The sequence below is a fragment of the Streptomyces montanus genome, from assembly GCF_005786655.1.
GTDB lineage: Bacteria > Actinomycetota > Actinomycetes > Streptomycetales > Streptomycetaceae > Streptomyces > Streptomyces sporangiiformans.
Map to the genome: position 1 here is coordinate 147,715 of NZ_VBZC01000003.1, position 26,175 is coordinate 173,889.

Consider the following 26,175-nt stretch of genomic DNA (forward strand, 5'->3'; position numbering starts at 1 on the left):
ATCAGCAGGAAGCCGTACCACGGACCACAGCGGTCCGTGGTACGGCTTCCGTGATTCTCCGGAGTGGGTCAACGCTCTTCCAAAGCCGCCCGATGGAAGGCCAACTGCTTGAAAAACGCGAGGAGTTGCTGGTCCGGTGGTGTCACGGCGAGTTCCCGGGCGTCACCCTCCACCGTTCCCCGGTAGTTCGTCATGTACGTCTTCACGGACTCCACGGCCATGGCTAAACGCCCTGTCACCGCGATGCTGCGGAACGCCGGGGAATCGGGGCCCCAGGCCCGGCGCCCCGAGGTGAACAGGACCACGGACGGCGGCGGTACGAGCCCGGATGTCAGGACGCCGAGGAGCAGGCAGGGCTGGGTGCCGTTGGCCCCGATGTCCACGATCACCGGGTTGGACGCGTTGCGGCCCACCTCGGTGCGGAAACGCCGGGTCAGTTCACCGCAGCGCGCCGCGAAGAAACCCTCGTCCATGCCCTGCCGGATCACCGCGTCCACCTGGGGGTGGGCCGTCCCGAACAGAGTCAGCGGTCCCTGGTCGCGCCGTTTGGCCTGCTCAAGACCGTGGATCAGCTCCTCGCGGAACTTCCGCGGGAACAACTCGCCGAATACAGCCTCACCGGCGGCCGCCCGCTCCCGGGCGGCCGTGATCAGCAGGTACAGCTGCGAGGCCACGAGCCCGTTGTCCATCCAGGCGAAGTGCCGTCCGCCGCTGGCCCCGCCGACAGCGTTGTCACAGACTCCGTCCGCGCCGAACACCTCGTGCCGGGTACGGGCCAGGATCCGCTGCTCGGCACCGCTGAGCAGCGAGAGTCGGCTCAGGTAGAAGGCGCGGGACGCGTCCGAGGCCCCCGTCCACACGTCGTACGAGATCTTCAGGAACTCGGCGTCCGTGCCGAGGAACACCACCGTCCGGTCGTTGCCGAGGAGAGCCTTCCGCAGAAACCCGACCGTCTCGCGGCCGAGTTGGTACAGCGCCTCGTACAGCTCGGCCGGGTCCGGCGGCCGCCCGCCCTGGGCCACGGCGGCCCCGGGCAGCAGCGTCGCGAGGTTGCGGCGGTACTCGGCGACCTCGTCCGGGCCGAGGGAGCCCGTCTGGGCGAGCGCCCGCCCCAGGTCCTCCGCGAGCCGGTCGGGGGCGAGGCCCAGCGCACGTGCCTTGCGCCCGGCCCAGGCAATGGCCTCCTGAGCGGACAACGGCTCGGGTGTGTCCAGGAGGTCCCGCGAGACCTCGGCCAGGTAGTCGGCGAACGACTCGGGGGTGGCGTCGCCGGGCACCCGCCGGGCCAGCCGCTCCAGTCCGCTCACTTGCATCCGACGACCATCGCTTCCGCCCCGGCCAGGTGCTCGGCGCGGATGTCCGTGAACCCGGTCTCGCGCAGCCACTCGGCACAGTCCGCCGGGGTGTAGTCGAAGCCGCCGGGCAGTGACAGGTGCATCATCAGGCTGAGCAGCAGTCCGACGACGTTGCGCTCGCGGTCGTCGTCGATCAGCGCCTCGTACACCACGACGAGCCCCCCGGGCGGCAGCGCGGCATGGGCTTGGCCCAGCAGGTGGAGCTTGACGTCCAGGTCCCAGTTGTGCAGGACGTGGCCGAAGATCACGACATCGGCGGCGGGCAGCGGTTGCCGGAGGAAGTCGCCGCCCTGGAAGACTGCCCGGTCGGCGAGACCGTGGGCGGCGGTGTACTTCTCGAAGCCGGCCCGGGCACCCGGCAGGTCGAAGCCGATGCCGTTCAGATGCGGGTGTGCCCGCAGCAGGTGCACGCCCACGGCGCCCTCGGCACAGCCGACGTCCACGAACGTCCGGTACCGCCCCCAGGGCAGACGGTCGGCCAGGGCCGCCCCGGACTCGTAGCTCATCGCGGTCATGGCCCGCTGGAACGAAGCGGTGCGGTCGGCGTCGGCATAGGTGTTGTCGTAGAACTCGCGGGCACTGGAGGCGCCCTCCCGGGACCGCTCCGCCCTGAGGGCGGCCGTCAGGTCGTTGCCGAGGTGGCCGGCCTCGGTGAGCATGACATCGCCCAGGTAGGTGTGGGACGTGCCGCGGTCGAAGTACTGGGCGCTCTCCTCGGTGTTGGTGTAGACGCCGGCGTCGCGCCGGAGCAGCCCCATGGCCACCAGGCAATCGAGGAAGTCGGGGGCGGTGCGCTCGCTCAGCCCGAGGCGGTCGGCCAGGGTCGCGGAGTCGGCGGGTCCTTCGGTGAGCTGGGTGAAGACACCCAGTTGCATGGCGCTGACGAAGACCTTGGTCTTCCAGTAGTTCCAATGGAGTTCATTGAACAGGGTCGGTGCGACGACGGTCACGTCGGGCTCCTTCATCTGCGGTCGCGCAGGGGTACGGGACTGGACGACAGGCCGCGGAAAACGGCCGTACATCTGTCGGACAGCGGGGCCTGGGCGAACACGCCCGCCCAGACCTCACGGGAATCGGGCAAGGTGAACGTGCGGGCGAACCGCCAGTCCCCGTCCGCCGGAGTGCGGACCGGAGTGCGGAACAGTGCGGCGAACCGCTGTCCCTGACGGGTCACCAGGAGTTCGACAGCAGGGCCGGGAAGGGAGGGTCCCATGGCCTCGTCGGAGTGCGGCAGGGACGCCACAGTGACGACGGCCCAGGACCCGGAGGTGGTGCGCTCCACGCACACCTTGACGGAGCCGGCGCCGGTCAGAACGACGAGCCCGCCCGCGTCCGCGAACGTGTCGCCGTCTTCGACGGTGACGTGGGTCTGGAGTCGGAAGTCGCCGTCGAAGCGCCGCACCAGGGCCGGCAGGGCGTCGACCTCCCGGACGGCGGGCATCGCGTACAGGTCGGCACCGGCCCCGGCCGTCAGCCGGAGCTCGCCCGACGACGGCCCCGCGGTCCACTCCGCCGGCGGTCCCAGCCAGGACCACTCGCCAGGGAAGGGCGCCCCGGGTTCGGGCCGGGGCGCCCTGGAGACCTGGGTCACGGCTGGGCCATCCCGCCGTCGACGCTGATGGCCTGGCCGGTGACCCGGGGCGCCGAGGCGAGGTACAGGACGGCGTCGGCGATGTCCTGCGGGGTCTGGAACTCGCCCTGCGGGATCAGGGCCCGCATCCGCTCCCAGCACTCCTCCTCCGTCTCCCCGGGGCGGACGAACTCGCTCAGCAGGTAGTCCCACATGTTCGAGCGGACGATGCCGGGGCACACGGCGTTGACCCGGATGCCGCTCGTCGCGAGTTCCTTGGCGAGGGACGCGGTGAAACCGATCACCCCGAACTTCGCGGCGCAGTAGTGAGCCTCCTTCGCGAAGCCCATCCGTCCGGAGATGGAGGAGAAGTTGACGATGGCTCCGCCTCCGGCACGGCGCAGCAACGGAATGGCGTACCTGGACAAGAGGAAGACTCCGTTGAGGTTGCCGGAGACGACGGACTCGAACTGGGCGAGCGTCATGTCCTCGACCTTGGAGATGTGGGTGATGCCGAAGGCGTTCACCACCACGTCGAGCCGACCGTGCTCCTCGTCGACGCGGGCCAGCAGGGCGCGTACGGAGTCCTCGTCGCCGGCGTCCACATCGGCGGCGGACACGCTGAGTCCCTTGTCCTGAAGATTCTGCGCGAGTTCACGGGCGGCGGCGTATCCGCCGACCCGCTTGCTGCGGTAGTGGTTGACGTCCGAGGTGAGCAACTCCGCGTCGGCGGCCACCACGGTGGCGCCCTGCTGGGCGAACGTCTCCACAACGGCGGCACCGATGCCTCGGCCCCCGCCGACCACCAGGGCGACTCGGTCGTCGTACCGTTGCGGATGCGTGGTCATGAGCTCTCCTTGTCCATGGCGATCGGGCCCGGCGAGCCGGCGGGCCCCCTGGCCGCGGCGAAGTCCGTTGCCGGGCACGGCGGCTGAGCGGCGGTCTGCCGGAATGTCAGGGGTTCGAGCAGCAGGGCGTCCAGCAGGCGGGGGAAGGCCCGGTAGTCGGCGAGGTTGCGTCCAGGACGGGCGACGATCTCGCGCAGTTCCCGGTGCGGTCGGCCCGTACGGGCCTCAAGGTCCGCGATGGCCACGAGCAGCTCGTCGTCGTGCCGCTGGAAGTAGTCGAGGAAGAGCCGCTCGGCCCGCTCCGGGTCGAGGCCGGGGTGGTCGGTGGGCCGCGGCTCCACCCGCAGGGCGTCGATGACGCGCCGGTCGTAGGGGGTCTGCCCACTCGGGGCCCGCCCCTCCAGGGCTTGCCACAGCGCGTCGATACCGTACGGGGCGGTGTCCGCGAGCCGGGCCGGTGCGTAGGCGCGGCGGAGCAGCTGGTCGGCGGCGCACTCCTCGTCGACCCGGCCGAGCGGCAGGATCCGGCCCATGGTGAACTCCGTGGCCGTGTCCAGGACCGTGGGGATCAGGTTGGTCGCCGGGAGGAGCTCCACGGCGGGGCCGGCGTCCGCCGCGAGGACCGGGACACCGTGCGCCAGCGCCTCGACGACCACCCGGCCGAGCGTCTCGCGCGAGGCCGTGCTCGGAAAGAGCAGCACGTCGACGGCCTGGAAGAACCGGCCCAGATCGTTCGGGCCGAGGACGCCCGCTGAAGTGACGTGCCGTGGGTCGATGCCTTGCTGTCGAAGGGATTCGAGGACGTGGACGGGCGCGAACCGGTCCGCGTTCGGCTTCCCCGCGAACAACAGCTTGGCCAGGCCGCCGCTCAGCCGGTGCACCCGGGCGAAGATGTTCACCACCTGATCGAAGTTCTTCGCCTCGGACAGCGCCCCCAGGTACCCGATGCGCAGCGGCGCGGTGCTTGGTGGCGCGGCCACCGGCCGCCGCGTCGGCAGCCGGTGGAGCAGTGGGTAGGCGACCGCTGAGTTCTCCTCACGGACGCTGTCGAACTCGCGGAGGTAGAGCCGCCGGGTGAACTCCGTCGGGAACAGCACCAGATCGCCGTCGCGGACGAGCGGCCGGCACAGCTCTTCCTGCGCCCAGTAGCCGGACCAGAGGCTGGTGTGGACCTCCCGCACGATGCGGTACGCGGCTCCGGTCCGCTCGCGCCACAGATGGTAGAGGAAGGCGTACGGGCCGCTGCCGGCGTACACGGCGTCCTGCGGCCCGCCCTCCTTCAGCAGGCTGTGGAGCCCGTCCGGGCCCCGGGTCAGGTCGTGCGGGACGGCGCCCCGGCCGTTCAGCAGCTCGGCCATCTCCCGATGCATGAGGATCGCGCCGTCCACGATCCCGTCGAGATCCGGGGACCGGTAGTCGTGGAAGTGCCATCGCACGCTCATGCGGCGGGCCCGTTCTCCCGCAGGTCCCGCAACCGCTCGGTGAGCTGGGCGGGTGCCATGTCGTGCCGGGCCAGCTGCTTGTCGTGGACGCAGTTCAGGATGTCCCCGGTGACACCGTGCGTGGTCACCGGCAGCAGATGGCGGGCCCGCAGCCCTTCGCCGAAGCCGCCGGGCACCCCGTTGTACTCCACGCTCAGCAATGACCGGCAGCGCCGCAGCCGCTCGGTCAGGGCCGGGTCCAGGTGGGGACGCAGCGCCGCGCAGTGCAGATGCGGCACGCCGAACTCGCGGTTGGCCTCCTCGACGAGCACGGTGGCGTAGCCGAAGCTGATCACGGCGCAGTCGAGGTCCGGGGCGTCCTGTCCGTCCGTTCCGGGAGGGGTGATCCATACGGCGCCGTCGATGTCGGCCGCGCAGTGCGTGCCCGGTTCGGCGAAGCGGGCGTCCACCATGCTCAGAACGTGCGCGGTGGAGGGGTCGGTCAGCAGCCTGGCCGCGCAGGCCGTGAACTCGGCGGCGGTGACCGGCTCGTAGACCTTGGTGCCCATGATCTGGTCCAGCAGGTTCAGTGCGTTGCTCGCACCGCCCCAGGCGCCCCAGCTGCGGCCGGCCAGCACGAGGAGGTTCCGCGTGCTCGTCGTGGCCTCGGTGAGCATGCTCAGGGAGTCCATGTAGTACATGGCGTCGGTCGCGACGACCTTGACGGTGTCGTCGGGCAGGCTCAGTGTGAGCCCGAGGGACAGCGTCTCGGCGAGTCCCACGTTCTCGTACGGCACCGCGCCAGTGAGCCCGAAGCGGGCGGCCATGTCCCCCGTGAAGACCGCTAGTTGACGTTCCGTCGCTTCCTGGAATGTGGCCAGCAGTTTGCCGGAGGTGGTGGCGAAGGACGGCCGGGGCGGGGGTGCGGACGGGGCTGCCGGCGGCTTGAAGCTGTGGCCCTCCTTCCGGGTGGCGCACAGCAGAACCCCGCTGCCCGGCGTGTCCAGAAGCTCCCGCAGTGCCTTGGCGACGGACTCGGTGTCCTGGCCGTCGGCGTTTGTGGCCGTGCCGAGGTAGTGGGACAGGTATTCCCGGCTGACCGGGGCGCGCAGCGGCTCGATGCCCTTGCCATTGGCGTCGACGACGAGGATGAGGTTGTCGAGCCCCACCTCGTACGCGAAGCGGAGGCACTCGAAGGTGACGCCCTCGTGCAGTTCTCCGTCACCCGCCAGGCACACCACCTTGCGCTGCTTGCCCCGGCGACGCAGCTCCCAGGCCAGGCTTACGGCTTGGGCCACACCGACGCCGAGGCTGTAGCGCATGGTGTTGCGGAAGCCCCAGTTCTGGTGGACCACACCGGTGAGGCCGTCGCGGTGCAGGGTGGTCAGGGGAGCGAACGGGAAGGCGCCGCGCACGTAGCGCTCGGCGTAGAAGCTGGGGGCGATGTGGCCTCGGCCGACAATGAGTTCGGCGTCCGTGGCCTCCGCGTCACCGGGGTGGTGGCCTGGGACCAGGCCCAGGTCGAAGCAGGCCCTCACGAGGGGAAGCGAGGACAGACAGCTCTGGTAGTTGCCGGATCCGGCGATCTCGTGCATGCGCAGCAGGACCTGGGCGCTGTCATCGTACAGCCGCTCGGGCACGGCCGCGGCCACGCCGGCCAGCTCCGCCGAGGGCGTCGGGTACCGCGCGTCCAGGCGCGTCCAAGCGGCCAGTTCGCGTTCGACGGTCGCGGCCTCGTCCGGGGTGAGCTTGGGCATGGCCGCGCGGGCCACGTCCTCGAAGCGGTCGAGCAGCGGGGCGCGTCCGGCGAGGGCGAGGGACTGTGAGGCGACGGTCGTCATCGGGCACCGCCGAAAACCTCGTCGAGCGCGTCGCCCAGGACGGTGACGATCTCGTCCAGGTCCTCGTCCGTGGCGACGAAGGCCGGAGCCAGTACCGCCCAGTCGTCCTCAGCACGGATGATCAGTCCGCGCCGCAGACACGCCTGGGCCAGCGCCTGCCCCGGGGATGCCTTCGCCTCCGCGGCGAGCGGCTCGGCGGTCAGCGTCACGCCGTACAGCAGCCCGACCGCGCGGATGACACCCCGCTCGCGCACCGCGTTCTCCAGCAGGGCGGTGAGTTTCGTGGACAGGCGCCGGACCCTGGCGGGCACGTCGAGCTCCTTGAACAGCCGCACCGACGCCAGTCCCGCCGCCGCGCTGACCGGGTTGGCCGCGTACGTGTGGGAGGGGGCGAAGGCGTATGCGTCGTCACCGGTCGCCAGGACGGAGGCGATCCGCTCGCTGATGAGTACAGCGGCCAGCGGCGCGTAGCCGCCCGATATGCCCTTTCCGGCACAGATCAGGTCCGGGACGACGTGAAAGGTGTCGGCGGCGAACGGCTGGCCCGTACGGCCGAAGCCGGTCACGATCTCGTCGAAGACCAGCAGGATGCCGTACTTGTCGCACAGACGGCGCAGCCCGGGCAGGAAGCCGGGCGGCGGCGTCGCCATCCCGAGGAGATGGACCACCGGCTCCACCACCAGGGCGGCGATCGCGCCCGGGTCCTCCGCCTCGATGGTCTGCTCGATGAGGGTGAGCGCCAGATCACCGGCCTCCTCCAGCGGCACCCCCAGCTGCCGGGCGACCGAGTGGGGCGTCCACACGTGGACGGCTCCAGGAACCCCGGGCCCGAATCGGCTGGTATCGGGTCGGCCGGTCACGGTGAGCGAGCCGAAGGTCGCGCCGTGGTAGCCGTGGAAGTAGCTGAGCACCTTGTACTTGCCCGCGTTGCCCTTCTCCCGGTGGTACAGGCGGGCCAGTCGGACGGCGGCCTCCACGGCCTCCGAACCGCCGTTGACCAGCTTGGTCAGCGAGAACGTAGCCGGGGCCAGGCCCGCGAGCTCAGCCGCCAGCTCGACGGCCTGACGGCTGGTGCCGTGCAGCGGAGGGTTGAACGGAAGCCGGCGCATCTGCTCGGTGACGGCGTTGACGATCGGCTCGCAGTCGTACCCGAAGCAGGTCACGAAGACACCCGACATCGAGTCGAGGTACTCGCGCCCCGAGGCGTCGGTCAGCCGGATGCCCTTGGCAGATTCGAACAGAATCGAGTCGGTGGAGTAGGGCACTTCGAAGCAGAACGCGGACTTGTCGGTGAAGTCCCAAGGAGTGGGCTGGGTGCTCTTCTGAGTAGACGGCATCGTCTTCATCCTTCGGATCGGGCCACTCTTCACGGGGGATGCGGCGTGGTTCGGAGGGAGCCGGCCATGGCGGGCCGCCAGAGCAGGGAAGGGGCGATGAGAAAGGAAGGGGGAAAGGGGCAGTCGGGTCGCTGAGCGGGGCGTGTGGCCCGGCCCGGGGGAGAGAGGGGGAGGTCAGCCCGTGAGTAGGGCGTGAGTCTCGGTCATGTGGGCCGGGGAGAGCAGGTCGAGGTACTCGATCCAGAGGTCGTCGAGAATGTCCCGTTCCAGGATGTCCTTGGCGATGTCGACGACGACCGGGACGGCGTAGGCCATGAGAGTGGGCATCAGCAGCCGTGTCTCACCTGGCCCCAGCAGGCCGGCGCTTTCGGCGGCCTTTACGAACGCGGTCGTACTGCGCTGCCGTACGGCCCGGGTCCCGGCCACGTGGTCGGCGGTCCTGGCGATCCAGGCGAGGTCGAGCAGGCGGTTGCCGAGGCGGAGGTTGTCGAAGTCGAGGACCGCGCTGACCCGATCCTCCCGCAGTTCGTCGAACAGAAAGTGATGGCGGTGCAGATCGCCATGGACGACGGAGGTGTTCCGTGCGGCGTCACCATCTGCCGCCACGAACCGGTCGAGGAGCGGTTTGCAGTGTTCCAGTTGTCGCAGAACGGGGGCGATGACCCGACCCCACTCATCCGTGCGGTGCACGGCCAGCGGCAGCAGGCGCCCCAGCGCGTCGTCCAGGGCGACCTGCCATCGCTCTTCCTCGACCAGCGGATCCACCGGATACGGCTCAAGTGCCTGGACCAGGCTGTCGGACAGCCCGTCCAGGACCGACCGCAAGGTCAGCCCGGTGGACGCGACTCCCGCCGCCTGAGCGGATGTCAGGGTTCTACGGGCAGTGCCGGGGAGCAGCGGGGCGAGCTCGCAGTCGACACCGTCCCGCCTGACCACGGGGGAGCCGTCGACGGCCGGTACGGCGACCGCGACGGGCACGCCCTGCTCGGCACAGATCTCCATGATCCGCCGCTTGAGCACATGGAAATCCAGCGGCCGGATTGCCGCCGCGTTGAGCTGCGCCTTGAACACGAACGCGGTTCGCTCGCCGTCCCGCCCCCACGGCGGGCTCACCCGCCACAGCCCGGAGGTGTGGCTGAGGGGGCGCTCCCCCGACGCGGAGGCCAGCGGCCGGGGAACGGCCGAACCAAGAGTGACGCCCCAATGGGTCTCGACGACCTGCGTGACCCATTCCGCGCTGCCGGGTCGCGGTGTTTCGTCGAAATCGGTGCTCCGTAGCGTCTCCGCGGTCGGGTGCCCCAGTTCGCTGCCTGCCATCGGCACTCCCAGGTTCGATGGGTTGCGATGTCAATGCTGTCGCCGGGGCCGCGGCCGCCGCATCACCCGATCAAGCAGTGAGTGGCACTACTCGCCCTTTCGTAACTGGCCTTCCGCACAGAGGATTTCGCTCAGCGCATCCCCGTCCAGCTTCACCAGCAGCACATGATGGTCGGACAAACCGGCCGGGTCGACGGACTCGGCCGAAGCCACAGCGGGCAGCAGGGCCCGTGACACGTACACCCGGTCGATGCGGGCGGCGGGGCCATGGGTGGGACTCGCGTAGACGGTGGGTCGCAAGGCCGACCGCTCTCCCTTCGCCTCGGCGACATGACGCGCGACATCCTCCATCCCGGCGCTCCGCAGGATGTCGTCGGGGCACGTGTCCATGATCCGCGTGCCGCCCGTGCCGACCCGCGACCGGTGGACCCGGTGCGGCCGGTCTTCGATCTCCAGGAGTGCCGGCACGGCCGGATCTCCCTCGGAGCCCGGCACCGGGAAGGAGTTGTTGTCCCCGCCGAAGACGGCAGGTAGGGGTATGGCCGGACCATCGCCGCCGCGCCACTTCTGGTCGTTCCATGTGGTGAGCCACTCGGCCTCGACGGTACGCAGCGCGGACGAGGCATAGTTCAGGTGATAGCTGACCAGCAGCAACGGGACGGCGGCGGGTCCGGCCGGCGCGTACTGGAACGTCAGAGCGGTGGGCGGCTGAGTCCACATCGGCCCTGTGCACGGCCACTCCTTCAGCGGCCGGAAGACGTTCGTGTCGACCAACAGCGCCGTGCAACTTTCGGGCCCAAGCCAGCAGCGCAGCCCCAGCGCGTGCTCCATCTCGTACGCGATACCACTGCCGTCGTCGGCGGCGTCCCACATCTCCTGGCGGAACAGCACATGCGGCTCCAACTCCGCCAACAGCTTGTACATCTTCGCCCGACGTGCCGGATCCCCGAAGCCGTTGTTCTCGAAGTTACAGCAGAGGATGTTCACCTCTTGCACAGATGCCTCCGGTTGGTGATCGCCAATTGCGCATCGGCCTCATCATCGAAGCGCGCACGACCGCCGCAGAACACACGAATGCGCGGTATTGCCGACGTCGTCGCAGTCTCCTGCTGCCCTCGGGTGTTGGCGCAGATACTGCCGGACTCGATGACCGCACGGTGGTTGCGCGAGTCGGGGCAGCGCTAACGGCCGCGACAGGCCGCTGTCGGGGATCGGCACTTGGGTGGTGCCGTCGATGTCAATCCCGGCGCGTATCCGGGAGTCGGCCAGCATGGCGGTGATGGTGCTCGCGCCTCCGACGGAGTGGCCTGCCATGGCGATCCGATGTGGGTCGATCAACCGAGCGCCTTTCCACTTCGGGTGTCGTTCGGTCAGTTCGTTGAGCACGAAGGAGACGTCGGCCGCCCGGCCCGTCACCAGCTCGGTCCAGAACGCCTGGTCATGGTCGACCTCGCAGGCGGCACAGGTGGCGACTCGCCCGTCGGGGAAGGTGGTGGCGACATTCTCATACGTGTGATCGATTCCGGCCACAACGTAGCCTCTGCTCGCCAGATCCTCGGCCAGGGCGCTGAGCGTGGCGCGGGGTTTGGTGAAGCCGGGCGAGAGCACGACCAGGGGCAGACCGTGCCGACGTCCTACCGGTTCGGCGTCGCCGACCGCGTTGGTTCGCGTCGTGCTCAACACGTCGAGCGGCACGCCGGTGATGCCACCGTCTTCGAGGAGGAGCTCCGACTCCGTCGGCGTCATGTACTGGGCCCGTTGCCCGCCCGAATGCTTCGCGGCGCACCCGACCCGATGTGGTGCTGATGGACGTCCGAATGCCGGAACTGGACGGCCTGGAAGCCACCCGCCGCACCTTGACCGGCACGGACCACGAACCGCGCGTGATCATCCTGACGACGTTCGACCTCGACCGCTATGTCTACGCTGCCCTGTCCGCCGGGGCCGCTGGTTTCCTCCTCAAGGACATCACTCCCGAACACCTTGTCGCCGCCGTCCGCCTGGTCCGCTCCGGCGACGCCCTGCTGGCCCCGGCCATCACCCGCCGTCTCGTCGAACGGTTCGCCCGTCACGACTCCGACACCCCCGCGATCCCCGGCGACCTGGCCGCACTGACCCCACGCGAATTGGAAGCCCTCCAGCTGCTGGCCCAAGGACTGAACAACGCCGAACTCGCCGACCACCTCCACCTGTCCGAGGCCACCGTCAAAACCCACGTCGCCCGCATCCTCGCCAAACTCGGACTCCGCGACCGCGTCCAAGCCGTCATCGTCGCCTACCAGACCGGACTCGTCAGCCCCACCGCAAACCACCCGACGCACCTCAACGTGGACGTCCCATGCCGCAACCGGACCAGCACCCTTCGGGAGCCCAACGGCCTCTCGTCGAGAGTTCGTTGATACAAACTGTGCACGGCTCGCCTTCTTCCGGCAGTCCGGACACCGTCCCGGCCGAGCGATGGATATCGCCTCCACCACCGGGGCGTCGGAGGAGTGCTGACGCGCTCCCCCCAGGGCTGCTCACGTTCCTCGCCGGGGGCCGAGGTGCCCGAAGAGGCGAGGGTGGCGGTTCGGGCTCAGCCGGCGGAGGCGTGGGCCGGGGAGGGCGTGCCGGCGGGGCGTGGCTCGGCGGCTGGCTCCGGATGGTCCGAGGGCGCCGACTCCGGTCGGGTGTCCGCGGACTCCAGGCGGAGCATGGCGGTCTCGTCCGGGGTGCCGGGGGCTGCCTGGTAGACCACCATTCGCTGGCCGCCCGTCCGGGCCAGTCGCATGACCTCGTAGGTCAGGGTCATCGGGCCGGCCTTCGGATGCCGGAAGCGCTTTTGCCCGCCGCCGCGTTCGTAGACGTCGTACCGTTCCCAGAGCCGCGCGAACTCCGGTGATTTCAGGAGCAGTTCGCCGACGAGCGCGGTCAGCTCGGGATCGTCCGGGTCGGCTCCGGCGACCGCTCGCAGATGCGCCACCGAGAGGGCGACGGTTTCCTCCCACGGCTCGTAGAGCGTCCGGCCGACCGGGTGGAGGAAGACATAGCGGGTCAGGTTGCGCTGGTCCTCCGGCCAGTCCCAGAGCCCGGGCATCAGCCGTCGGCCGGGCGGGTTCGCGGCCAGTACGCGGTTGTAGCGGCTCACCACATAGGCGGGCAGCGGGCGCACCGACTCCAGCATCCGCAGTACCGAGTCGCGGACGGTGTGGTCCGAGCAGGCCGGCAGCTCGGAGGACCGGCCGGAGGCCAGTTCCGCGAGCTCGTACAGGCGTTCGTAACCGTCGCCCCGCAGCCGCAGGGCGCGGCCGAGGGCGTCCACGACGGCGGGGGAGGGGTTGGTCTCCCGGCCGCGCTCCAGGCGGATGTAGTAGTCGACGCTCACTCCGGCCAGCGCGGCCAGCTCCTCCCGGCGCAGTCCGGGAGTGCGGCGCAGGCCCGCACCGGCCGGGAGGCCGACATCCTCCGGGCGTACCTGCGCCCTGCGGGCCTTCAGGTATCGGCCGAGCTCCGTGCCCCTCGTATCCGCTGCTGCTGCCATTCGGCCATTGTCGCAGGCGGTCAAAGAGCGTGGGGGGCCGTGTCAGGGCCTGGAACGCCGCACCCCGGGCACAGCGCGGTCTTCCGGGCGACCGCGCGCGGGCGGAGAGTTGATCCGCCGGAGCGGGCGGCCCGTCCGCCGGGGCCCAGGGGGTGCGAGACACCGGACCGCGGCCCCGGCGGGCTGCCACCGCCCGCCCGGTCATCTCTGATGAGCCGTCACCTGCAGTCGCCCTGGAGTTCACCATGCCCGCCACCCCTGCGCCGCCCCCGTCCCCGTCCACCGCCTCCACCCCCGGGCACGACTCGGAGCCGTCGACGCCCGGGCTGCGGCGACGACAGCCGGACCGAGCTCGCCCCACCGCGCCGCCTGCCGAGGCACCTGCCGTGCCGCGGCGGAGCGGCGTCGCGCTGGTCGCTTCGCTTCTCGGCTTCACCGTGATCACCATCGACGTCTCGGCCGTGAACATCGCGCTGCCCGCGATCCGGGACTCTCTCAGCGGCGGGATGGCCGGGCTTCAGTGGGTGGTTGACGCGTACACCCTGATGTTCGCGGCCCTGATGCTCTCCGCGGGAGCTCTCGCCGACCGCACTGGCGCCCGCCGCGCCTACGCATGGGGCGTCGCCTTGTTCACCCTCGCCTCGCTCGGCTGCGCGCTCGCGCCCGGCATCGGCGTGCTGGTCGGCGCACGCGTGGCGCAGGGCGCCGCCGCCGCGGTCGTGATGCCGGCCTCGCTGGCGCTGATCCGGCAGGCCTACGAGGACGCCCGGGCGCGTGCCCGCGCCATCGCGCTGTGGACGGTCGGCGGCTCGGTGGCGATGGCCGCGGGTCCGGTGCTGGGCGGGCTGCTCACCGACTCGGCCGGCTGGCGAGCGGTCTTCCTGCTCAACCTCCCCGTGGGCGCGGTGATCCTGGGCCTGTTGGTCCGGGTGCCGCGCTCCCCGCGCCGGCCCGCCGCACTGGACGGCGGCGGCCAGCTCACCGCCGTACTGGCCCTGGCCGGGCTGGCCTTCGCGGTGATCGAGGGCGGCCACCTGGGCTGGACCAGCGGCCCCGTGCTGGCCGCCGCCGCGCTCGCCCTCGCCTCAGGGTGCGCCTTCCGCCTGGTGGAGGCCCGGCACCGCCAACCCATGGTCCCGCTGGGCATGCTGACGGACCGCCGGGTGGCCGTCCCGCTCGCGGTCGGTTTCGCCGTCAACGCCGCCTTCTACGGCGGAATCTTCCTGCTCGGGCTGTACTACCAGCAGCTGCGCGGGATGTCGGCGATAGCGGCCGGGCTGATGTTCGTCCCGATGTCGGCGGTGGTGACGGCGACCAACCTGGTGTCGCCGCGGCTGGCGGAGCGGATCGGACGGCGGCCGGTGATCGTCGCCGGGCAACTGGTCTTCACCGGAGCGATGCTGGCCATGCTGCCGCTGGCCGCGCACACCCCGGTATGGCTGGTGCTCGTCCTGCTGCTGCCGCTGAGCGTCGGCGGGGCGCTCGCGGTGCCCGCGCTGACCGCGCTGCTGATGGACGCCGTCCCGCAGGAGCGCGCGGGGACCGCGTCTGGGCTGCTCAACTCCCTTCGCCAGACCGGCGGCGCGCTTGCCGTCGCCCTCTTCGGCAGCCTGCTCTCCGGTCCCGCCGGGGGCTTCTCCCTCCCGGGCATGCGCATCGGCCTCCTCACCGTCGCCGCCCTCCTCCTCGCCACCGCCGCCCTCTCCCGCCTCCTCCTGCCCCGTGGCTGACTTCCGCTCCAAGCTCTTTCCCGGCTCCCAGCGCCTGGTGGAGCCGGCCGACCGTGTCGAGGTACTCCAGGTCGAGGCCCTGTGCTGGTGCGGCGCCCGTGCCACGCACAACGCCCGCACCATAGGCGGCCTCACTGAGGCGCCCGCGCGTCCGAAAACTCAGCCGGATCGAGCTCGTCCGGATCGAGCTCGTCCGGATCGAGCTCGTCCGGATCGAGCTCAGCCGGACGAGTGGCTCGTGCGCACCAGTGAGAACGTCGCCCCTTCCGGGTCCGCGACCTTGGCGATGCGGCCCTGAGGGGTGTCGCGGGGTGTCTTGAGGACATGGCCGCCCAGTTCGATGAGGCGGGCGAGCGAGTCGTCCACATCGGCGACTTCGAAGTAGGTCATCCAGTGAGGGCCGCGGTCGCGGGGGAGAGCACTGCCCACACCCTGGATGCCCGCGACCGGGCGGCCCTCGATGTGGAGAGTGATGTAGTCGAGATCGGCGGAGACGACCGGCTCCATCTCGTAACCGAAGACATTTTGGTAGAACTTGGCGACGCTCGAGGAGTCGCGCGTGAGGAGCTCGTTCCATGTGGGCGCCCCGGGGACCTCGGTGATCTCCGTGCCGAGGTGGGCCGCGGCCTGCCAGATGCCGAAGACGGCGCCCGAAGGGTCGGAGGCGATGGCCAGTCGGCCGGCGTCCGCGGCGTCCAGGGGGCCCACCCCGACCGTGCCGCCGCAGTGCCGTACCGTTTCCGCCGTCAGATCCACGTCGTCCGAGGCGAAATAGGGCGTCCAGGCGAGGGGCAGATGACGGTCGGGCGGAAGTTGTCCGATACCGGCCACATCGTGGCCGTCGACCACGGCTCGTACATACGGGCCCAGGTGCGGGGAGCCCGGCTCGAACTTCCAGCCGAACAGCGCCCCGTAGAACTCCTGGGTCGCGGTCATCCCGTGCACCATCAGACTCACCCAGCAGGGTGTGCCGGGCGCGTAGGCAGTGCTGTCCCGGCCGGCCGGCCCCCGTCCCTCGGCCATCGTCACCCTCTCCTCGGCCCCCACTGGTGCCGCCTCCCTTCCCCTTTTGAACGCGCGAACCGCCGCCGGTGGTCTGGTGACGCCGATCAGTTCTACAGTGTGTGGCCAGATCTGTACGCGGTGTACTCGGGCCGTCCGGCGGGCAGAGTAGCCGGACCTGGACGATGCGGCCACCCCGTAAGTAAGGATGGTGGCCATGAACGCCATCATCTCCGCATCCGAACTCGAGAGGAACCTGGCGGGGCCGAACCCGCCGGTCGTGCTCGACATCCGCTGGCAACTGGGCGGTCCGAGCCTGCGCTCCGCCTACGAGGAGGGGCACATCCCGGGGGCCGTCTACGTGGACCTGGACTCGGAACTCGCCGCTCCGCCCGGGGCGGGAGGCCGGCATCCGCTGCCGGACATGGAGGTCTTCGGGGCGGCCATGCGGGCGGCAGGGGTCAGTCAGGACCGTGCGGTCGTGGTGTACGACGGTGGGCTCGGCTGGGCCGCGGCGCGGGCGTGGTGGCTGCTGCGCTGGGCAGGGCACCCCTCGGTGCGTGTCCTGGACGGCGGTCTCGCGGCCTGGGGCGGCCCGCTGGAGGCCGGCGTCCCCTCTCCGGTCGCCGGGGCCTTCGTACCCTCGCCCGGCGCGCTCTCGCTCCTCGACGCGGACGCGGCCGCGTCCCTGGCCCGCACCGGCCTGCTCCTCGACGCACGCGCCGCCGAGCGCTACCGCGGCGATGTCGAGCCGATCGACCGGATCGGCGGCCACATCCCCGGCGCGGTCTCGGCACCGACCACGGAGAACGTGACGGAATCCGGTCACTTCCGCCCGGCCGCCGAACTCGCCGACCGTTTCAAGTCCCTGGGCGCTGCAGGCACTTGTGAGGTCGGCGTCTACTGCGGCTCGGGCGTCTCGGCCGCCCACGAGGTTCTCGCACTGGAGGTCGCGGGCATTCCGGCCGCGCTGTACGCGGGTTCGTGGTCGGAGTGGTCGCGGGACGAGAGCCGCCCGATCGCGACCGGACCGGACCCGCTATAGCCCCGCAGCGAGAAGGGGCTCGCACCGAAACGGTGCGAGCCCCTCCGCGTACGACTCCTGTTGCCTGCTCCCCGCGCTTCCTACTCCTGCTTCTTCCGGCGTGTCCCGAAGACGATCTCGTCCCAGCTCGGTACCGCCGCTCTGCGTCCCGGACGGACGCCGTCCGCCTCGGCCTGACGGTCGGTGGCGCCCACGAGCCGGTCGCGGTGGCTGGCCACCGAGCGGGGCATGAGGATGTCGGCGTAGGCGGAGCCGGCCGAGGCCGCAGGAGCCGGGGGCTCTTCCTCCTCGGGCTCCGGGGCGGGCTCCTCCTCAACCGTCGCCGGATGCTCCGTGGGTGTCGTGGGGCGCTCGGGCACCACCAGGTCGCCGCGGAAGCTGGGCACGGCCTCCAGGAGGCTGGTGAGCGAGTCACGTTCGCCGTTGGTGCTCTCCTCCGCGGGCTCGGGCGAAGGAGACGGCAGGACGGGACGTTCCGTCTGGCGGTCCAGGGCACGGTCCAGCGGGCGGTCACGCGGCAGCCGGGCGATCCGCGGCACGAACGGGAAGCTGGGCTCGGGCGCGGCGAGTTCGTCGTCGGACTCGCCGATCAGCGAGCGCGCCTCGTCGTCGACGGCCTGTACGAGCCGCCGTGGCGGGTCGTACGTCCAGCTCGCCGAGTGCGGTTCACCCGCGACCCGGTAGACGAGCAGGACCTCCCACGTGCCGTCGTCACGACGCCACGAGTCCCACTGGACGGTCTCCTTGTCGGCGCCGCGATGCAGCAGCCGCTCCTGCACCGCCTCGCCGAGCTGGGGTCCCGTGGTCTCGCCCGGCCGTCGGACGGGGGTCTTCAGAGCCCGCTCCGCCATGAAGGCACGCTCGGCCAGCACGGGGCCCTCGAAACGGCGTACCCGTTCGACGGGGATGTTGGCGAACTGCGCGACTTCTTCGGCGGTGGCGCCGGCACGTATACGCGCCTGGATGTCCCGGGGGCGGAGATGGCTCTCCACCTCGATCTCGATCTGGCCGAGCCGGGGACGATCGCCGCGGACGGCGGCGCGCAGACGCTCGTCGATCGGAAGCGTGTACTCCGTGCTGTCGGCAGCTTTCAGCACCAGCCGTGTGCCGTCGTTAGAGACGGCCACGACACGCAGTTCGGGCATGGGGACCTCCCGGGTGGTGCCTGCCGACGTCACGTGCGTCGCTGCTTCCGCTAGTCGAGTGTGGCCTGCCCGGGTGCAGCCTGCCACAACCTTGCCGAGTTGCCCGGCGTGTCGGGCGGTGGCCCGGGATCGCCGTTATGGCACGGTTACCTATTCGCAACGCTAAGTGACGAACCTCATCACCCTGTGCAACGAGCCCCCTCCCGGCGGTCCTGGAAGGCACCGGACGCCCTGGCGGGTGTCCGGACCCAGGGCTCGCAACAGTACTCCATTCGGGCCACCTGCGTGGATCGGCACGCCACCCAACTTCTCGCGAGGGGTGGGAGTTGGCCGCCGAGGCGCCGTTTCCGTGACCACGGGGCGTGTCGACTTCACGAAATCACTGGAAACGGAACCAACGGTTTCGCTTTCTGTCCCCTTCACGGCCCACGCGTGCGCGACCGCGCGCCTATGCCCCCAACACCCGCCGCAGATAGTCGTTTCCGAAACGCCGGTCCGGGTCGAGCCGGTCCCGAAGGGCCGTGAACTCGCCGAAGCGCGGATAGACCTCGGAGAGGTACTCCGCGTCGCGCGTGTGCAATTTGGCCCAGTGCGGCCGACCCCCGTGCGCGGTGAAGATCCGCTCGGCGGCCGTGAAGTACGCCCGGTTCGGCATGCCCTTGTACATGTGGACCGCGATGTACGCGCTGTCCCGGCCGGACGCCGTGGAGAGGGTGATGTCGTCCGCGGGCGCCGTACGCACCTCCACCGGAAAACTGATCCGCAACGGCGAACGGTCGACCATGGCCTTCAGTTCACGCAGCGTCTCGACGAGGGCCGCACGCGGGACGGCGTACTCCATCTCCGTGAAGCGCACCCGGCGAGGGGAAGTGAAGACTTTGTAGGGAATGTCGGTGTACGTGCGTGTGGACAGGGCGCGGCTGGAGATCTTCGCGATCGCCGGGATGGTCGCGGGCACGGCGCGGCCGACCGTATTCGCCACCTGGAAGAGGCCGTTGGAAAGGAACTCGTCCTCGAAGAGGCCACTGATCCTGCCGACCGGCCTCTCCGGTCCCGGGCTGCGGTTGTTGCGCTTGGTGGTGCAGTTGCCGGTGTGCGGGAACCAGTAGAACTCGAAGTGCTCGTTCTCCGCGAACAGTTCGTCGAAGGTGCTCGTGACCTCGTCGAAGGTCATCGGCTCCTCGCGGGCCGTGAGCAGAAAAACGGGCTCTACGGAGAACGTGATCGCGGTGATGACGCCCAGGGCGCCGAGGCCGATACGGGCGGCCGCGAAGACCTCCGGGTTCTCCTTCTCGGAGCAGGTGAGCACCGAGCCGTCGGCCGTCACCAGCTCAAGGGCCTTGATCTGGGCGGCGATCGAGCTCGAGTCCCGGCCGGTGCCGTGCGTGCCCGTGCTGGTCGCACCGGAGACCGTCTGCTCCGTGATGTCGCCCATGTTCGTGAGTGACAGACCCTCGCGGGCCAGGGCCACGTTCAGCCGCTTCAGCGGGGTGCCGGCCTCCACGGTGACCGTGCCCGCCTGGCGGTCGATCTTGCGGATACCGGTGAGCAGTTGGGGCCGTATCAGCACACCGTCGGTCGCGGCGACGGCCGTGAAGGAGTGGCCCGTTCCCACGGCCTTGACCTTCAGGCCGTCTTCGGCGGCCTCGCGCACGGCCGCGGAGAGTTCCTCGACGGAGGCGGGGGTGACCTCACGTACGGGACGGGCGGTGACGTTCCCCGCCCAGTTACGCCAGGTGCCGCTCTGCCCGCTCAGTGTGCTGCTCATGGGTTCCTCCCCGCTGCGGAACCGGCCTGCTGAGCCGGCGATACCCCAGGAAACCGACCGTGACCGCGACTGCTCCGGCGACCGCCGGAACCCCGTACCCGGCCCGGGCTCCGGCGGCGTCGATCACCCAGCCCGACACGGAGGAACCGAGCGCGACCCCGACCGCCAGCCCGGTGCTCACCCAGGTCATGCCCTCGGTCAGTTTCGCGCGAGGTACGTGCCGTTCGACGAGGGCCATCGTCGTGATCATCGTCGGTGCGATGGACAGGCCCGCGACAAACAGCGCCACGGCCAGGAACGGCAAGTTTCCGACCAGTAGGAGGGGGATCATACTCACGGCCATCGCACAGACGCCCAGCACCCACCTGCGGGCGGGCGCCCCCGTGAAGCGCAACAGGCCGAACACCGCTCCCGCCAGGCAGGAACCCGCCGCGTACACGGCCAGCACGATGCTCGCGGCCGCCTTGTGGCCCTCCTCCTCGGCGAACGCCACCGTGACCACGTCGACCGCTCCGAAGATCGCTCCCGTCGCCACGAAGGTGGTCACCAGGACCTGCAGCCCGGCCGAGCGCAGGGCCGAGCCGCTCCCCAGCTGCTCGCGCGGATGCGGCGGAGGTTCGGTGGCGCGCTGGGCCGTCAGCCAGAAGACGCCTACCGCCAGGAAGCAGCCCGCCAGGAGGGGCCCGGCCTCGGGGAACCAGACCGTGGACAGGCCGATGGAGATGATCGGCCCGAAGATGAAGCAGATCTCGTCGATGACGGACTCGAAGGCGTAGGCGGTGTGCAGCTCCGGCCTGTCCCGGAAGAGATACGCCCAGCGCGCCCTGGTCATCGCGCCGATGCTGGGCACGCAGCCGATGGCGGCCGAGCACACGAACAGCACCCAGTCCGGCCGGCCGAAGTGTGCGGCCAGCAGCAGCCCGGCGGCCGCGGCGAGAGCGCAGAGCGTCGCGGGACGCAGGACGCGTCGCTGCCCGTACCGGTCCACCAGCCGGGATATCTGCGGGCCGATCACCGCGGCGGACAGCGCGATGGTCGCCGAGAGCGCGCCCGCGAGCCCGTACCGCCCGGTGAGCTGGGAGATCATCGTCACCACACCGATGCCCATCATCGACAGCGGCATCCGGCCGAGGAAACCCGCGGCGGAGAAGCCCGTGGAGCCGGGGGCGGCGAACAGGGCGCGGTAGGGGCTGGGCACGGGGGTCTCCGGTGAGGATCCGGTAGGGCGAGTACGGCGAGACGGTGAGTACGGCGAGTGCAGCGAAGATCACGTAAGGCGTGTATGCGGCTGATACAGCTTACGGGTCGGGCAACCCCCATACAGCCCGCGTCAGGCCGTCATACCGCCGTTTCCCGGCCGTCAGTGGCGGGTGGCAGGATCAAGACATGCCCGACGCGCTCGATGCCACTCCGTATGACGCCCTGCTCCTGCTCTCGTTCGGCGGCCCCGAAGGCCCCGACGACGTGGTCCCGTTCCTGGAGAACGTGACGCGGGGAAGAGGCATCCCCAAGGAACGTCTCAAGGAAGTGGGGCAGCACTACTTCCTGTTCGGCGGGGTCAGCCCGATCAACGACCAGAACCGCGCCCTCCTCGATGCCCTCCGCAAGGACTTCGCGGGCCACGGCCTGGACCTGCCCGTGTACTGGGGCAACCGGAACTGGGCGCCGTATCTGACCGACACCCTGCGCGAGATGGCCGCCGACGGCCGCCGCCGCATCCTCGTCCTCGCCACCAGCGCGTACGCCTCGTACTCGGGCTGCCGCCAGTATCGCGAGAACCTCGCCGAAGCACTCGCGACCCTGCGGGATGAGGGCCTGGAGCTGCCGCAGGTCGACAAACTGCGGCACTACTTCAACCACCCAGGCTTCCTGCAGCCCATGATCGACGGCGTCCTGAAGTCGCTCGCCGACCTTCCCGAGGACGTCCGCGCGGGTGCGCACCTCGCTTTCACGACCCACTCGATCCCGAACGCCTCGGCGGACACCTCCGGGCCCGTCGAGGACCACGGCGACGGCGGCGCCTATGTCGCACAGCACCTGGACGTCGCGCGGCTGATCGCCGACGCCGTGCGAGAGGAAACCGGGATCGACCACCCCTGGCAGCTCGTCTACCAGTCCCGCTCCGGTGCCCCGCACATCCCGTGGCTGGAGCCGGACATCTGCGACCACCTGGAGGAGCTGCACGGCACCGGGGTCCCGGCCGTCGTGATGGCCCCCATCGGGTTCGTCTCGGACCACATGGAGGTCCTGTACGACCTCGACACGGAGGCCAAGGCCAAGGCCGAGGAGCTGGGGCTGCCGGTCCGCCGCTCGGCCACCGTGGGCGCCGATCCGCGGTTCGCCGCCGCGATCCGCGAGCTCGTCCTGGAGCGGGCCGCGACCGAGCGCGGCAGCGACGTGACGCTCTGCGCGCTCGGCGCGCTGGGCCCGAGCCACGACCTCTGCCCGGTGGGCTGCTGCCCCGCCCGTGCCCCGAAGCCCGCCGCCGCGGGCGCCGACAGCCCCTACGCGTGAGGAACACCGTGACCCCCACAGCGAACGACCCGCTCAAGGCCGAGCTCCTGGAGATCGCGCTCGAGGCGGCTCACCGCGCGGGCGCCTTTCTGCGCGACGGCCGCCCCGATGACCTCGGCGTGGCCGCGACCAAGACCAGCGCCATCGACGTCGTCACCGAGATGGACATCGCCTCCGAGAAGCTGATCACCGGTCTGCTCGCGGACCGCCGGCCGGACGACGGCGTGCTCGGCGAGGAGGGCGCCAGCGTCCAGGGCAGCAGCGGCGTCCAGTGGGTCATCGACCCGCTCGACGGAACCGTCAACTACCTGTACGGGCAGCCCACCTGGGCCGTCTCGATAGCCGCCCGCAAGGACGGCGAGACGGTCGTCGGCGTGGTGCACGCCCCTCTGCGCGGCGAGACCTATCGAGCCGTCCTGGGCGAGGGCGCGTACGTGAACGACCGCCCCGCGCGCGTGCGGCCCGCCCCCGCCCTCGAACGGGCCCTCGTCGGCACGGGCTTCGGCTACCTCCCCGAGCGGCGGTCCCGGCAGGCCGAGGTGGTCCGGCAGCTGATCCCGCAGGTGCGTGACATCCGGCGCGGCGGCTCGGCCGCGATCGACCTGTGCGATGTCGGGACAGGCCGCCTGGACGCGTACTACGAGCGCGGGCTGAACCCCTGGGACTACGCGGCCGGTGACCTGTTCGCCCGGGAGGCCGGCGCTCTGGTCGGCGGCCGCCCCGGAGAGCAGCTCTCGACCGAGCTGACCGTCGCGGCCCCGCCCGGCCTCTTCGAGCCGTTCCAGACCCGCCTGGAGGAGCTGGGCGCCTGGCACGACTGACAGCGCGTACCGCCACGACTGGCATCTGACGGCGCGTACCGCCACGACTGGCATCGCATAGCGCAACGAAGCGGGCCCCGGCCTGGATCTGCCGGGGCCCGCTCTCGTGCGAGCTGATCAGACGCGTGACGCGCCGACCTCCACACCGTGCTCAGCGGCGAGGCGGTGCAGGTCGTCCAGCTCACCCTGCTCGACCTCGACGAGGAAGTCGTCGCCCTCGTCGCGAGCCCGCGTCAGATCGGACTCGGTCGCCTTTATGCGCTGCAGAAGTCCTGCGGTGAATGCGTCCATGCTGCGCCCCCTCGTCCTGGGTCGTGGGTCGGTGGCACGGGGGTGTGCCGTTCGGAAGGGGCGATCACGTCTCCTGTGGATGCCCAGCGCTGCCCCTGCTGGGCGGCGACGGTGCCGGACACCCACGCCCACTCTGCGGAAGCGGATCGCGGCATGCCACATGGTGGTGTGCCACATGCAGAGCGTGATCGCGGGGTGTAAAGCCGTCCTCCCCCCGCTCCGTTCGACGGAAACCTCAACCGGACGAGAAAATTCGCATGGGCGGACCCCCTCACCCGTCTTACAGCCGACTTATGGCCGAAAAGGGCAGGATGGAGGTCTCACCCACTACAGAACCCATCTGCGTGCGCGGAGGATCCGCTACGCGGGTGGACAGAGGAAGGACAAGCGACGTGCGCGTACTCGTCGTCGAGGACGAGCAGCTGCTCGCCGATGCGGTGGCCACCGGACTGCGCCGGGAGGCCATGGCCGTCGACGTCGTGTACGACGGTGCGGCCGCCCTGGAGCGCATCGGCGTCAACGACTACGACGTGGTCGTCCTCGACCGTGACCTCCCGCTGGTGCACGGCGACGACGTCTGCCGCAAGATCGTCGAACTCGGCATGCCCACGCGCGTGCTGATGCTCACGGCCTCCGGGGACGTCAGCGACCGCGTCGAAGGCCTGGAGATCGGTGCCGACGACTATCTGCCCAAGCCCTTCGCGTTCAGCGAACTGACGGCACGCGTGCGTGCCCTCGGTCGGCGTACGAGCGTGCCGCTGCCGCCCGTCCTGGAGCGCGCCGGGATCAAGCTCGACCCCAACCGTCGCGAGGTATTCCGGGACGGCAAGGAGGTCCAGCTCGCCCCCAAGGAGTTCGCCGTCCTGGAGGTGCTGCTGCGCAGCGAGGGCGCCGTCGTCTCCGCCGAGCAGCTCCTGGAGAAGGCCTGGGACGAGAACACCGACCCGTTCACCAACGTCGTACGCGTCACCGTGATGACCTTGCGCCGCAAACTCGGAGAGCCCCCGGTCATCGTGACCGTGCCGGGCTCCGGCTACCGGATCTGATCCGTGGTGGCCACGACACCGGCGCCCCCGAAGACGCCCCCGAAGCCCACCTGGGACCCCCGGCGGCCGGACCCTCCGTTCCCCTGGCTGCGGCCGACCATCCGGATAAGGCTCACCCTGCTGTACGGCGGGATGTTCCTGATCGCCGGCATCCTGCTGCTGTCGATCATCTATCTGCTGGCCGCGCAGGCGGTGAGCACGGGCAACGAGCCGCTTTTCAAGATCGTCAGCGGTGACGCCATCAGGGTCTCCAGCGACAAGTGCCCCGCCGTCGGCTCCGGCCAGCAGTCGCTCGACGAGTTCAACGCGGCGATCAGCAACTGCATCGACCACCAGCGCCAGGTCGCCCTGGACAACCTGCTCAGCCGCTCGCTGCTCGCGCTGCTCGGCCTCGCCGTGATCGCGTTCGCCTTCGGCTACGCGATGGCGGGCCGCGTCCTGGCTCCGCTCGGCCGGATCACCCGTACCGCGCGCGCGGTGGCGGGCTCGGACCTGTCCCGCCGTATCGAGCTGGACGGTCCGGACGACGAGCTGAAGGAGCTGGCGGACACCTTCGACGACATGCTGGAGCGACTGCAGAGAGCTTTCACGGCCCAGCAGCGGTTCGTCGGGAACGCCTCGCACGAGCTGCGGACGCCCCTCGCGATCAACCGCACGCTCCTGGAGGTGCACCTGTCCGATCCAGGGGCACCAGTGGAGCTGCAACAGCTGGGCAGGACGCTGCTCGCCACCAACGAGCGCAGCGAGCAGCTCGTGGAGGGCCTGCTGCTGCTCGCCCGCAGCGACAACCAGATCGTCGAGCGCAAGCCGGTCGACCTCTCCGAGGTCGCCTCGCAGGCCATCGACCAGGTGCGATCCGAGGCGGACACGAAGGGCGTGGAGATCCGGGGAGAGCGGGCTCCCGTGGTCGTCCAGGGCAACGGCGTCCTGTTGGAGCGCATCGCCCTGAACCTCGTCCAGAACGCCGTTCGGTACAACGTGCCGAAGGACGGGTGGGTCGAGGTGACGACCGAGGTCCAGCACGGTCAGGCGGTCCTCGTGGTGTCCAACACGGGGCCCGTGGTGCCGGCGTACGAGATCGACAACCTCTTCGAGCCGTTCCGGCGGCTGCGGACCGAGCGGACGGGCAGCGACAAGGGCGTGGGCCTCGGCCTGTCGATCGCCCGGTCGGTGGCCCGCGCCCACGGCGGCCACATCGTCGCGGAACCGCGCGAAGGGGGTGGACTGGTGATGCGGGTGACCCTGCCCGTCTGAGATCATGTCGCCGACACGCGGCCTTGTTCGCTTTGCGCGGAATTTCCGGGGTGCCTGCCCAGGAGATCCGTGTGTGATCGATCACAAGGGCGATTTTCCGGCCATCTACTCTCCGTGATCAAGAAGCCTGTCGGAAAGCCGGGAACATCCTGGTTTTCGGGGGTGCTGATCACGGGAAGTACACCGTGAGGCGCCTTTGAAGTGCGGCATCCGGACCGTGTACGGTCCCGTTCGCCATCCAAGCCGATCACTCTTGAGGAGTCCGGTTGGGTGTCGATTGAGTAACAGACCTTGATGTGAGGCAAAATCTCCGCCTCGGGTCGGGCACAAGTCCGGCCTCTCACGCGTTA

22 protein-coding genes and 2 pseudogenes are annotated in these 26,175 nt (G+C 70.4%); 8 read left to right on the top strand and 16 right to left on the bottom strand.

From position 1 onward, the window contains the following. Nucleotides 1-68: 68 nt before the first annotated feature. The 10 genes from FE633_RS03315 to FE633_RS03360 all read right to left on the bottom strand — a co-directional run bounded on the left by FE633_RS03315 (nucleotide 69) and on the right by FE633_RS03360 (nucleotide 11,435). Nucleotides 69-1,313: a hypothetical protein gene (locus FE633_RS03315; RefSeq protein WP_138043546.1), complete on the bottom strand. Its 1,245-nt coding sequence runs from the start codon at nucleotides 1,311-1,313 to the stop codon at nucleotides 69-71. Then, nucleotides 1,304-2,305 carry a methyltransferase gene (locus tag FE633_RS03320; protein ID WP_246113385.1) on the bottom strand — a complete coding sequence of 334 codons (1,002 nt, stop codon included), beginning with the start codon at nucleotides 2,303-2,305 and terminating at the stop codon, nucleotides 1,304-1,306. The genes FE633_RS03315 and FE633_RS03320 overlap by 10 nt, the downstream gene beginning before the upstream one ends. 11 nt (nucleotides 2,306-2,316) lie before the next feature. Then, nucleotides 2,317-2,946 (bottom strand): DUF1349 domain-containing protein, encoded by a 630-nt coding sequence (locus tag FE633_RS03325; RefSeq protein WP_138043548.1) that lies wholly within the window; start codon nucleotides 2,944-2,946, stop codon nucleotides 2,317-2,319. Next, nucleotides 2,943-3,773, bottom strand: coding sequence for an SDR family NAD(P)-dependent oxidoreductase (locus FE633_RS03330; protein WP_138043549.1), 831 nt, complete (start codon nucleotides 3,771-3,773; stop codon nucleotides 2,943-2,945). The genes FE633_RS03325 and FE633_RS03330 overlap by 4 nt, the downstream gene beginning before the upstream one ends. Next, entirely contained in the window at nucleotides 3,770-5,215 is a 1,446-nt protein-coding gene (locus FE633_RS03335; RefSeq protein ID WP_246113386.1) for a glycosyltransferase, read from the bottom strand. Before FE633_RS03335 ends, FE633_RS03330 begins: the two co-directional genes overlap by 4 nt. Continuing rightward, the gene (locus FE633_RS03340) at nucleotides 5,212-7,035 is read right to left on the bottom strand and encodes a 1-deoxy-D-xylulose-5-phosphate synthase N-terminal domain-containing protein (protein WP_138043550.1); all 1,824 of its coding nucleotides are present in this window, start codon (nucleotides 7,033-7,035) and stop codon (nucleotides 5,212-5,214) included. The genes FE633_RS03335 and FE633_RS03340 overlap by 4 nt, the downstream gene beginning before the upstream one ends. Continuing rightward, nucleotides 7,032-8,372 (bottom strand): aminotransferase family protein, encoded by a 1,341-nt coding sequence (locus FE633_RS03345; RefSeq protein WP_138043551.1) that lies wholly within the window; start codon nucleotides 8,370-8,372, stop codon nucleotides 7,032-7,034. The genes FE633_RS03340 and FE633_RS03345 overlap by 4 nt, the downstream gene beginning before the upstream one ends. 174 nt (nucleotides 8,373-8,546) lie before the next feature. After that, on the bottom strand, nucleotides 8,547-9,689 hold the full coding sequence (locus FE633_RS03350) for a phosphotransferase (RefSeq protein ID WP_138043552.1): 1,143 nt from the start codon (nucleotides 9,687-9,689) through the stop codon (nucleotides 8,547-8,549). A gap of 87 nt (nucleotides 9,690-9,776) precedes the next feature. Next, nucleotides 9,777-10,685, bottom strand: a complete 909-nt coding sequence (locus tag FE633_RS03355) for an endonuclease/exonuclease/phosphatase family protein (protein WP_138043553.1) — start codon at nucleotides 10,683-10,685, stop codon at nucleotides 9,777-9,779. Between the two features lie 42 nt (nucleotides 10,686-10,727). After that, the gene (locus FE633_RS03360) at nucleotides 10,728-11,435 is read right to left on the bottom strand and encodes an alpha/beta hydrolase family protein (protein WP_246113387.1); all 708 of its coding nucleotides are present in this window, start codon (nucleotides 11,433-11,435) and stop codon (nucleotides 10,728-10,730) included. Between the two features lie 26 nt (nucleotides 11,436-11,461). Between FE633_RS03360 and FE633_RS03365 the strand changes: the two are divergent. Further along, nucleotides 11,462-12,088: pseudogene (locus tag FE633_RS03365) on the top strand (LuxR C-terminal-related transcriptional regulator); the annotation flags it as partial. A gap of 176 nt (nucleotides 12,089-12,264) precedes the next feature. Here the strand turns inward: FE633_RS03365 and FE633_RS03370 are convergent. Further along, on the bottom strand, nucleotides 12,265-13,209 hold the full coding sequence (locus FE633_RS03370; RefSeq protein WP_138043554.1) for a helix-turn-helix domain-containing protein: 945 nt from the start codon (nucleotides 13,207-13,209) through the stop codon (nucleotides 12,265-12,267). Between the two features lie 245 nt (nucleotides 13,210-13,454). On the opposite strand from FE633_RS03370, the gene FE633_RS03375 reads away from it, so the two are divergent. Together FE633_RS03375 and FE633_RS03380 are read left to right on the top strand one after the other, a co-directional pair. Beyond that, entirely contained in the window at nucleotides 13,455-14,939 is a 1,485-nt protein-coding gene (locus FE633_RS03375; protein WP_138043555.1) for an MFS transporter, read from the top strand. Continuing rightward, nucleotides 14,938-15,072, top strand: a pseudogene (locus tag FE633_RS03380) (thymidine kinase); the annotation flags it as partial. The gene FE633_RS03375 and the pseudogene FE633_RS03380, both read left to right, overlap by 2 nt. An 86-nt stretch (nucleotides 15,073-15,158) precedes the next feature. Here FE633_RS03380 and FE633_RS03390 read toward each other — a convergent pair. Beyond that, the gene (locus tag FE633_RS03390) at nucleotides 15,159-15,962 is read right to left on the bottom strand and encodes a VOC family protein (RefSeq protein WP_138043556.1); all 804 of its coding nucleotides are present in this window, start codon (nucleotides 15,960-15,962) and stop codon (nucleotides 15,159-15,161) included. A 196-nt stretch (nucleotides 15,963-16,158) separates the two neighbouring features. Between FE633_RS03390 and FE633_RS03395 the strand changes: the two genes are divergently transcribed. Beyond that, nucleotides 16,159-16,986: a sulfurtransferase gene (locus FE633_RS03395; RefSeq protein WP_138043557.1), complete on the top strand. Its 828-nt coding sequence runs from the start codon at nucleotides 16,159-16,161 to the stop codon at nucleotides 16,984-16,986. An 80-nt stretch (nucleotides 16,987-17,066) separates the two neighbouring features. Here the strand turns inward: FE633_RS03395 and sepH are convergent, their stop codons facing one another. The 3 genes from sepH to FE633_RS03410 all read right to left on the bottom strand — a co-directional run bounded on the left by sepH (nucleotide 17,067) and on the right by FE633_RS03410 (nucleotide 21,097). After that, nucleotides 17,067-18,131 carry a septation protein SepH gene (sepH, locus tag FE633_RS03400; protein WP_138043558.1) on the bottom strand — a complete coding sequence of 355 codons (1,065 nt, stop codon included), beginning with the start codon at nucleotides 18,129-18,131 and terminating at the stop codon, nucleotides 17,067-17,069. Nucleotides 18,132-18,579: 448 nt separating this feature from the next. Next, complete coding sequence (locus tag FE633_RS03405) at nucleotides 18,580-19,899, bottom strand: D-arabinono-1,4-lactone oxidase (protein ID WP_138043559.1); 1,320 nt, start codon at nucleotides 19,897-19,899, stop codon at nucleotides 18,580-18,582. Next, nucleotides 19,859-21,097 (bottom strand): MFS transporter, encoded by a 1,239-nt coding sequence (locus tag FE633_RS03410; protein ID WP_138043560.1) that lies wholly within the window; start codon nucleotides 21,095-21,097, stop codon nucleotides 19,859-19,861. The genes FE633_RS03405 and FE633_RS03410 overlap by 41 nt, the downstream gene beginning before the upstream one ends. Nucleotides 21,098-21,285: 188 nt before the next feature. On the opposite strand from FE633_RS03410, the gene FE633_RS03415 reads away from it, so the two are divergent. Together FE633_RS03415 and FE633_RS03420 are read left to right on the top strand one after the other, a co-directional pair. Next, on the top strand, nucleotides 21,286-22,413 hold the full coding sequence (locus tag FE633_RS03415; protein WP_138043561.1) for a ferrochelatase: 1,128 nt from the start codon (nucleotides 21,286-21,288) through the stop codon (nucleotides 22,411-22,413). An 8-nt stretch (nucleotides 22,414-22,421) separates the two neighbouring features. After that, entirely contained in the window at nucleotides 22,422-23,234 is an 813-nt protein-coding gene (locus FE633_RS03420; protein WP_138043562.1) for an inositol monophosphatase family protein, read from the top strand. 117 nt (nucleotides 23,235-23,351) lie between these two features. On the opposite strand, the gene FE633_RS47005 is transcribed toward FE633_RS03420, so the two are convergent. Further along, entirely contained in the window at nucleotides 23,352-23,525 is a 174-nt protein-coding gene (locus FE633_RS47005; RefSeq protein ID WP_162931172.1) for a hypothetical protein, read from the bottom strand. A 392-nt stretch (nucleotides 23,526-23,917) separates the two neighbouring features. On the opposite strand from FE633_RS47005, the gene FE633_RS03425 reads away from it, so the two are divergent. Together FE633_RS03425 and FE633_RS03430 are read left to right on the top strand one after the other, a co-directional pair. Continuing rightward, nucleotides 23,918-24,571 (top strand): response regulator transcription factor, encoded by a 654-nt coding sequence (locus tag FE633_RS03425; RefSeq protein WP_010983842.1) that lies wholly within the window; start codon nucleotides 23,918-23,920, stop codon nucleotides 24,569-24,571. 6 nt (nucleotides 24,572-24,577) lie between these two features. Continuing rightward, nucleotides 24,578-25,825 (top strand): sensor histidine kinase, encoded by a 1,248-nt coding sequence (locus tag FE633_RS03430; protein ID WP_138043655.1) that lies wholly within the window; start codon nucleotides 24,578-24,580, stop codon nucleotides 25,823-25,825. Nucleotides 25,826-26,175 lie beyond the last annotated feature (350 nt).

Excerpts from the sequence above, each read along its gene's own strand:
- FE633_RS03315 (WP_138043546.1), bottom strand. The coding sequence starts at position 1,313 with ATGCAAGTGAGCGGACTGGAGCGGCTGGCCCGGCGGGTGCCCGGCGAC.
- FE633_RS03330 (WP_138043549.1), bottom strand. The coding sequence starts at position 3,773 with ATGACCACGCATCCGCAACGGTACGACGACCGAGTCGCCCTGGTGGTC.
- FE633_RS03335 (WP_246113386.1), bottom strand. The coding sequence starts at position 5,215 with ATGAGCGTGCGATGGCACTTCCACGACTACCGGTCCCCGGATCTCGAC.
- FE633_RS03340 (WP_138043550.1), bottom strand. The coding sequence starts at position 7,035 with ATGACGACCGTCGCCTCACAGTCCCTCGCCCTCGCCGGACGCGCCCCG.
- FE633_RS03345 (WP_138043551.1), bottom strand. The coding sequence starts at position 8,372 with ATGCCGTCTACTCAGAAGAGCACCCAGCCCACTCCTTGGGACTTCACC.
- FE633_RS03350 (WP_138043552.1), bottom strand. The coding sequence starts at position 9,689 with ATGGCAGGCAGCGAACTGGGGCACCCGACCGCGGAGACGCTACGGAGC.
- FE633_RS03360 (WP_246113387.1), bottom strand. The coding sequence starts at position 11,435 with ATGACGCCGACGGAGTCGGAGCTCCTCCTCGAAGACGGTGGCATCACC.
- FE633_RS03370 (WP_138043554.1), bottom strand. The coding sequence starts at position 13,209 with ATGGCAGCAGCAGCGGATACGAGGGGCACGGAGCTCGGCCGATACCTG.
- FE633_RS03375 (WP_138043555.1), top strand. The coding sequence starts at position 13,455 with ATGCCCGCCACCCCTGCGCCGCCCCCGTCCCCGTCCACCGCCTCCACC.
- FE633_RS03390 (WP_138043556.1), bottom strand. The coding sequence starts at position 15,962 with ATGGCCGAGGGACGGGGGCCGGCCGGCCGGGACAGCACTGCCTACGCG.
- FE633_RS03395 (WP_138043557.1), top strand. The coding sequence starts at position 16,159 with ATGAACGCCATCATCTCCGCATCCGAACTCGAGAGGAACCTGGCGGGG.
- sepH (WP_138043558.1), bottom strand. The coding sequence starts at position 18,131 with ATGCCCGAACTGCGTGTCGTGGCCGTCTCTAACGACGGCACACGGCTG.
- FE633_RS03405 (WP_138043559.1), bottom strand. The coding sequence starts at position 19,899 with ATGAGCAGCACACTGAGCGGGCAGAGCGGCACCTGGCGTAACTGGGCG.
- FE633_RS03415 (WP_138043561.1), top strand. The coding sequence starts at position 21,286 with ATGCCCGACGCGCTCGATGCCACTCCGTATGACGCCCTGCTCCTGCTC.
- FE633_RS47005 (WP_162931172.1), bottom strand. The coding sequence starts at position 23,525 with ATGGACGCATTCACCGCAGGACTTCTGCAGCGCATAAAGGCGACCGAG.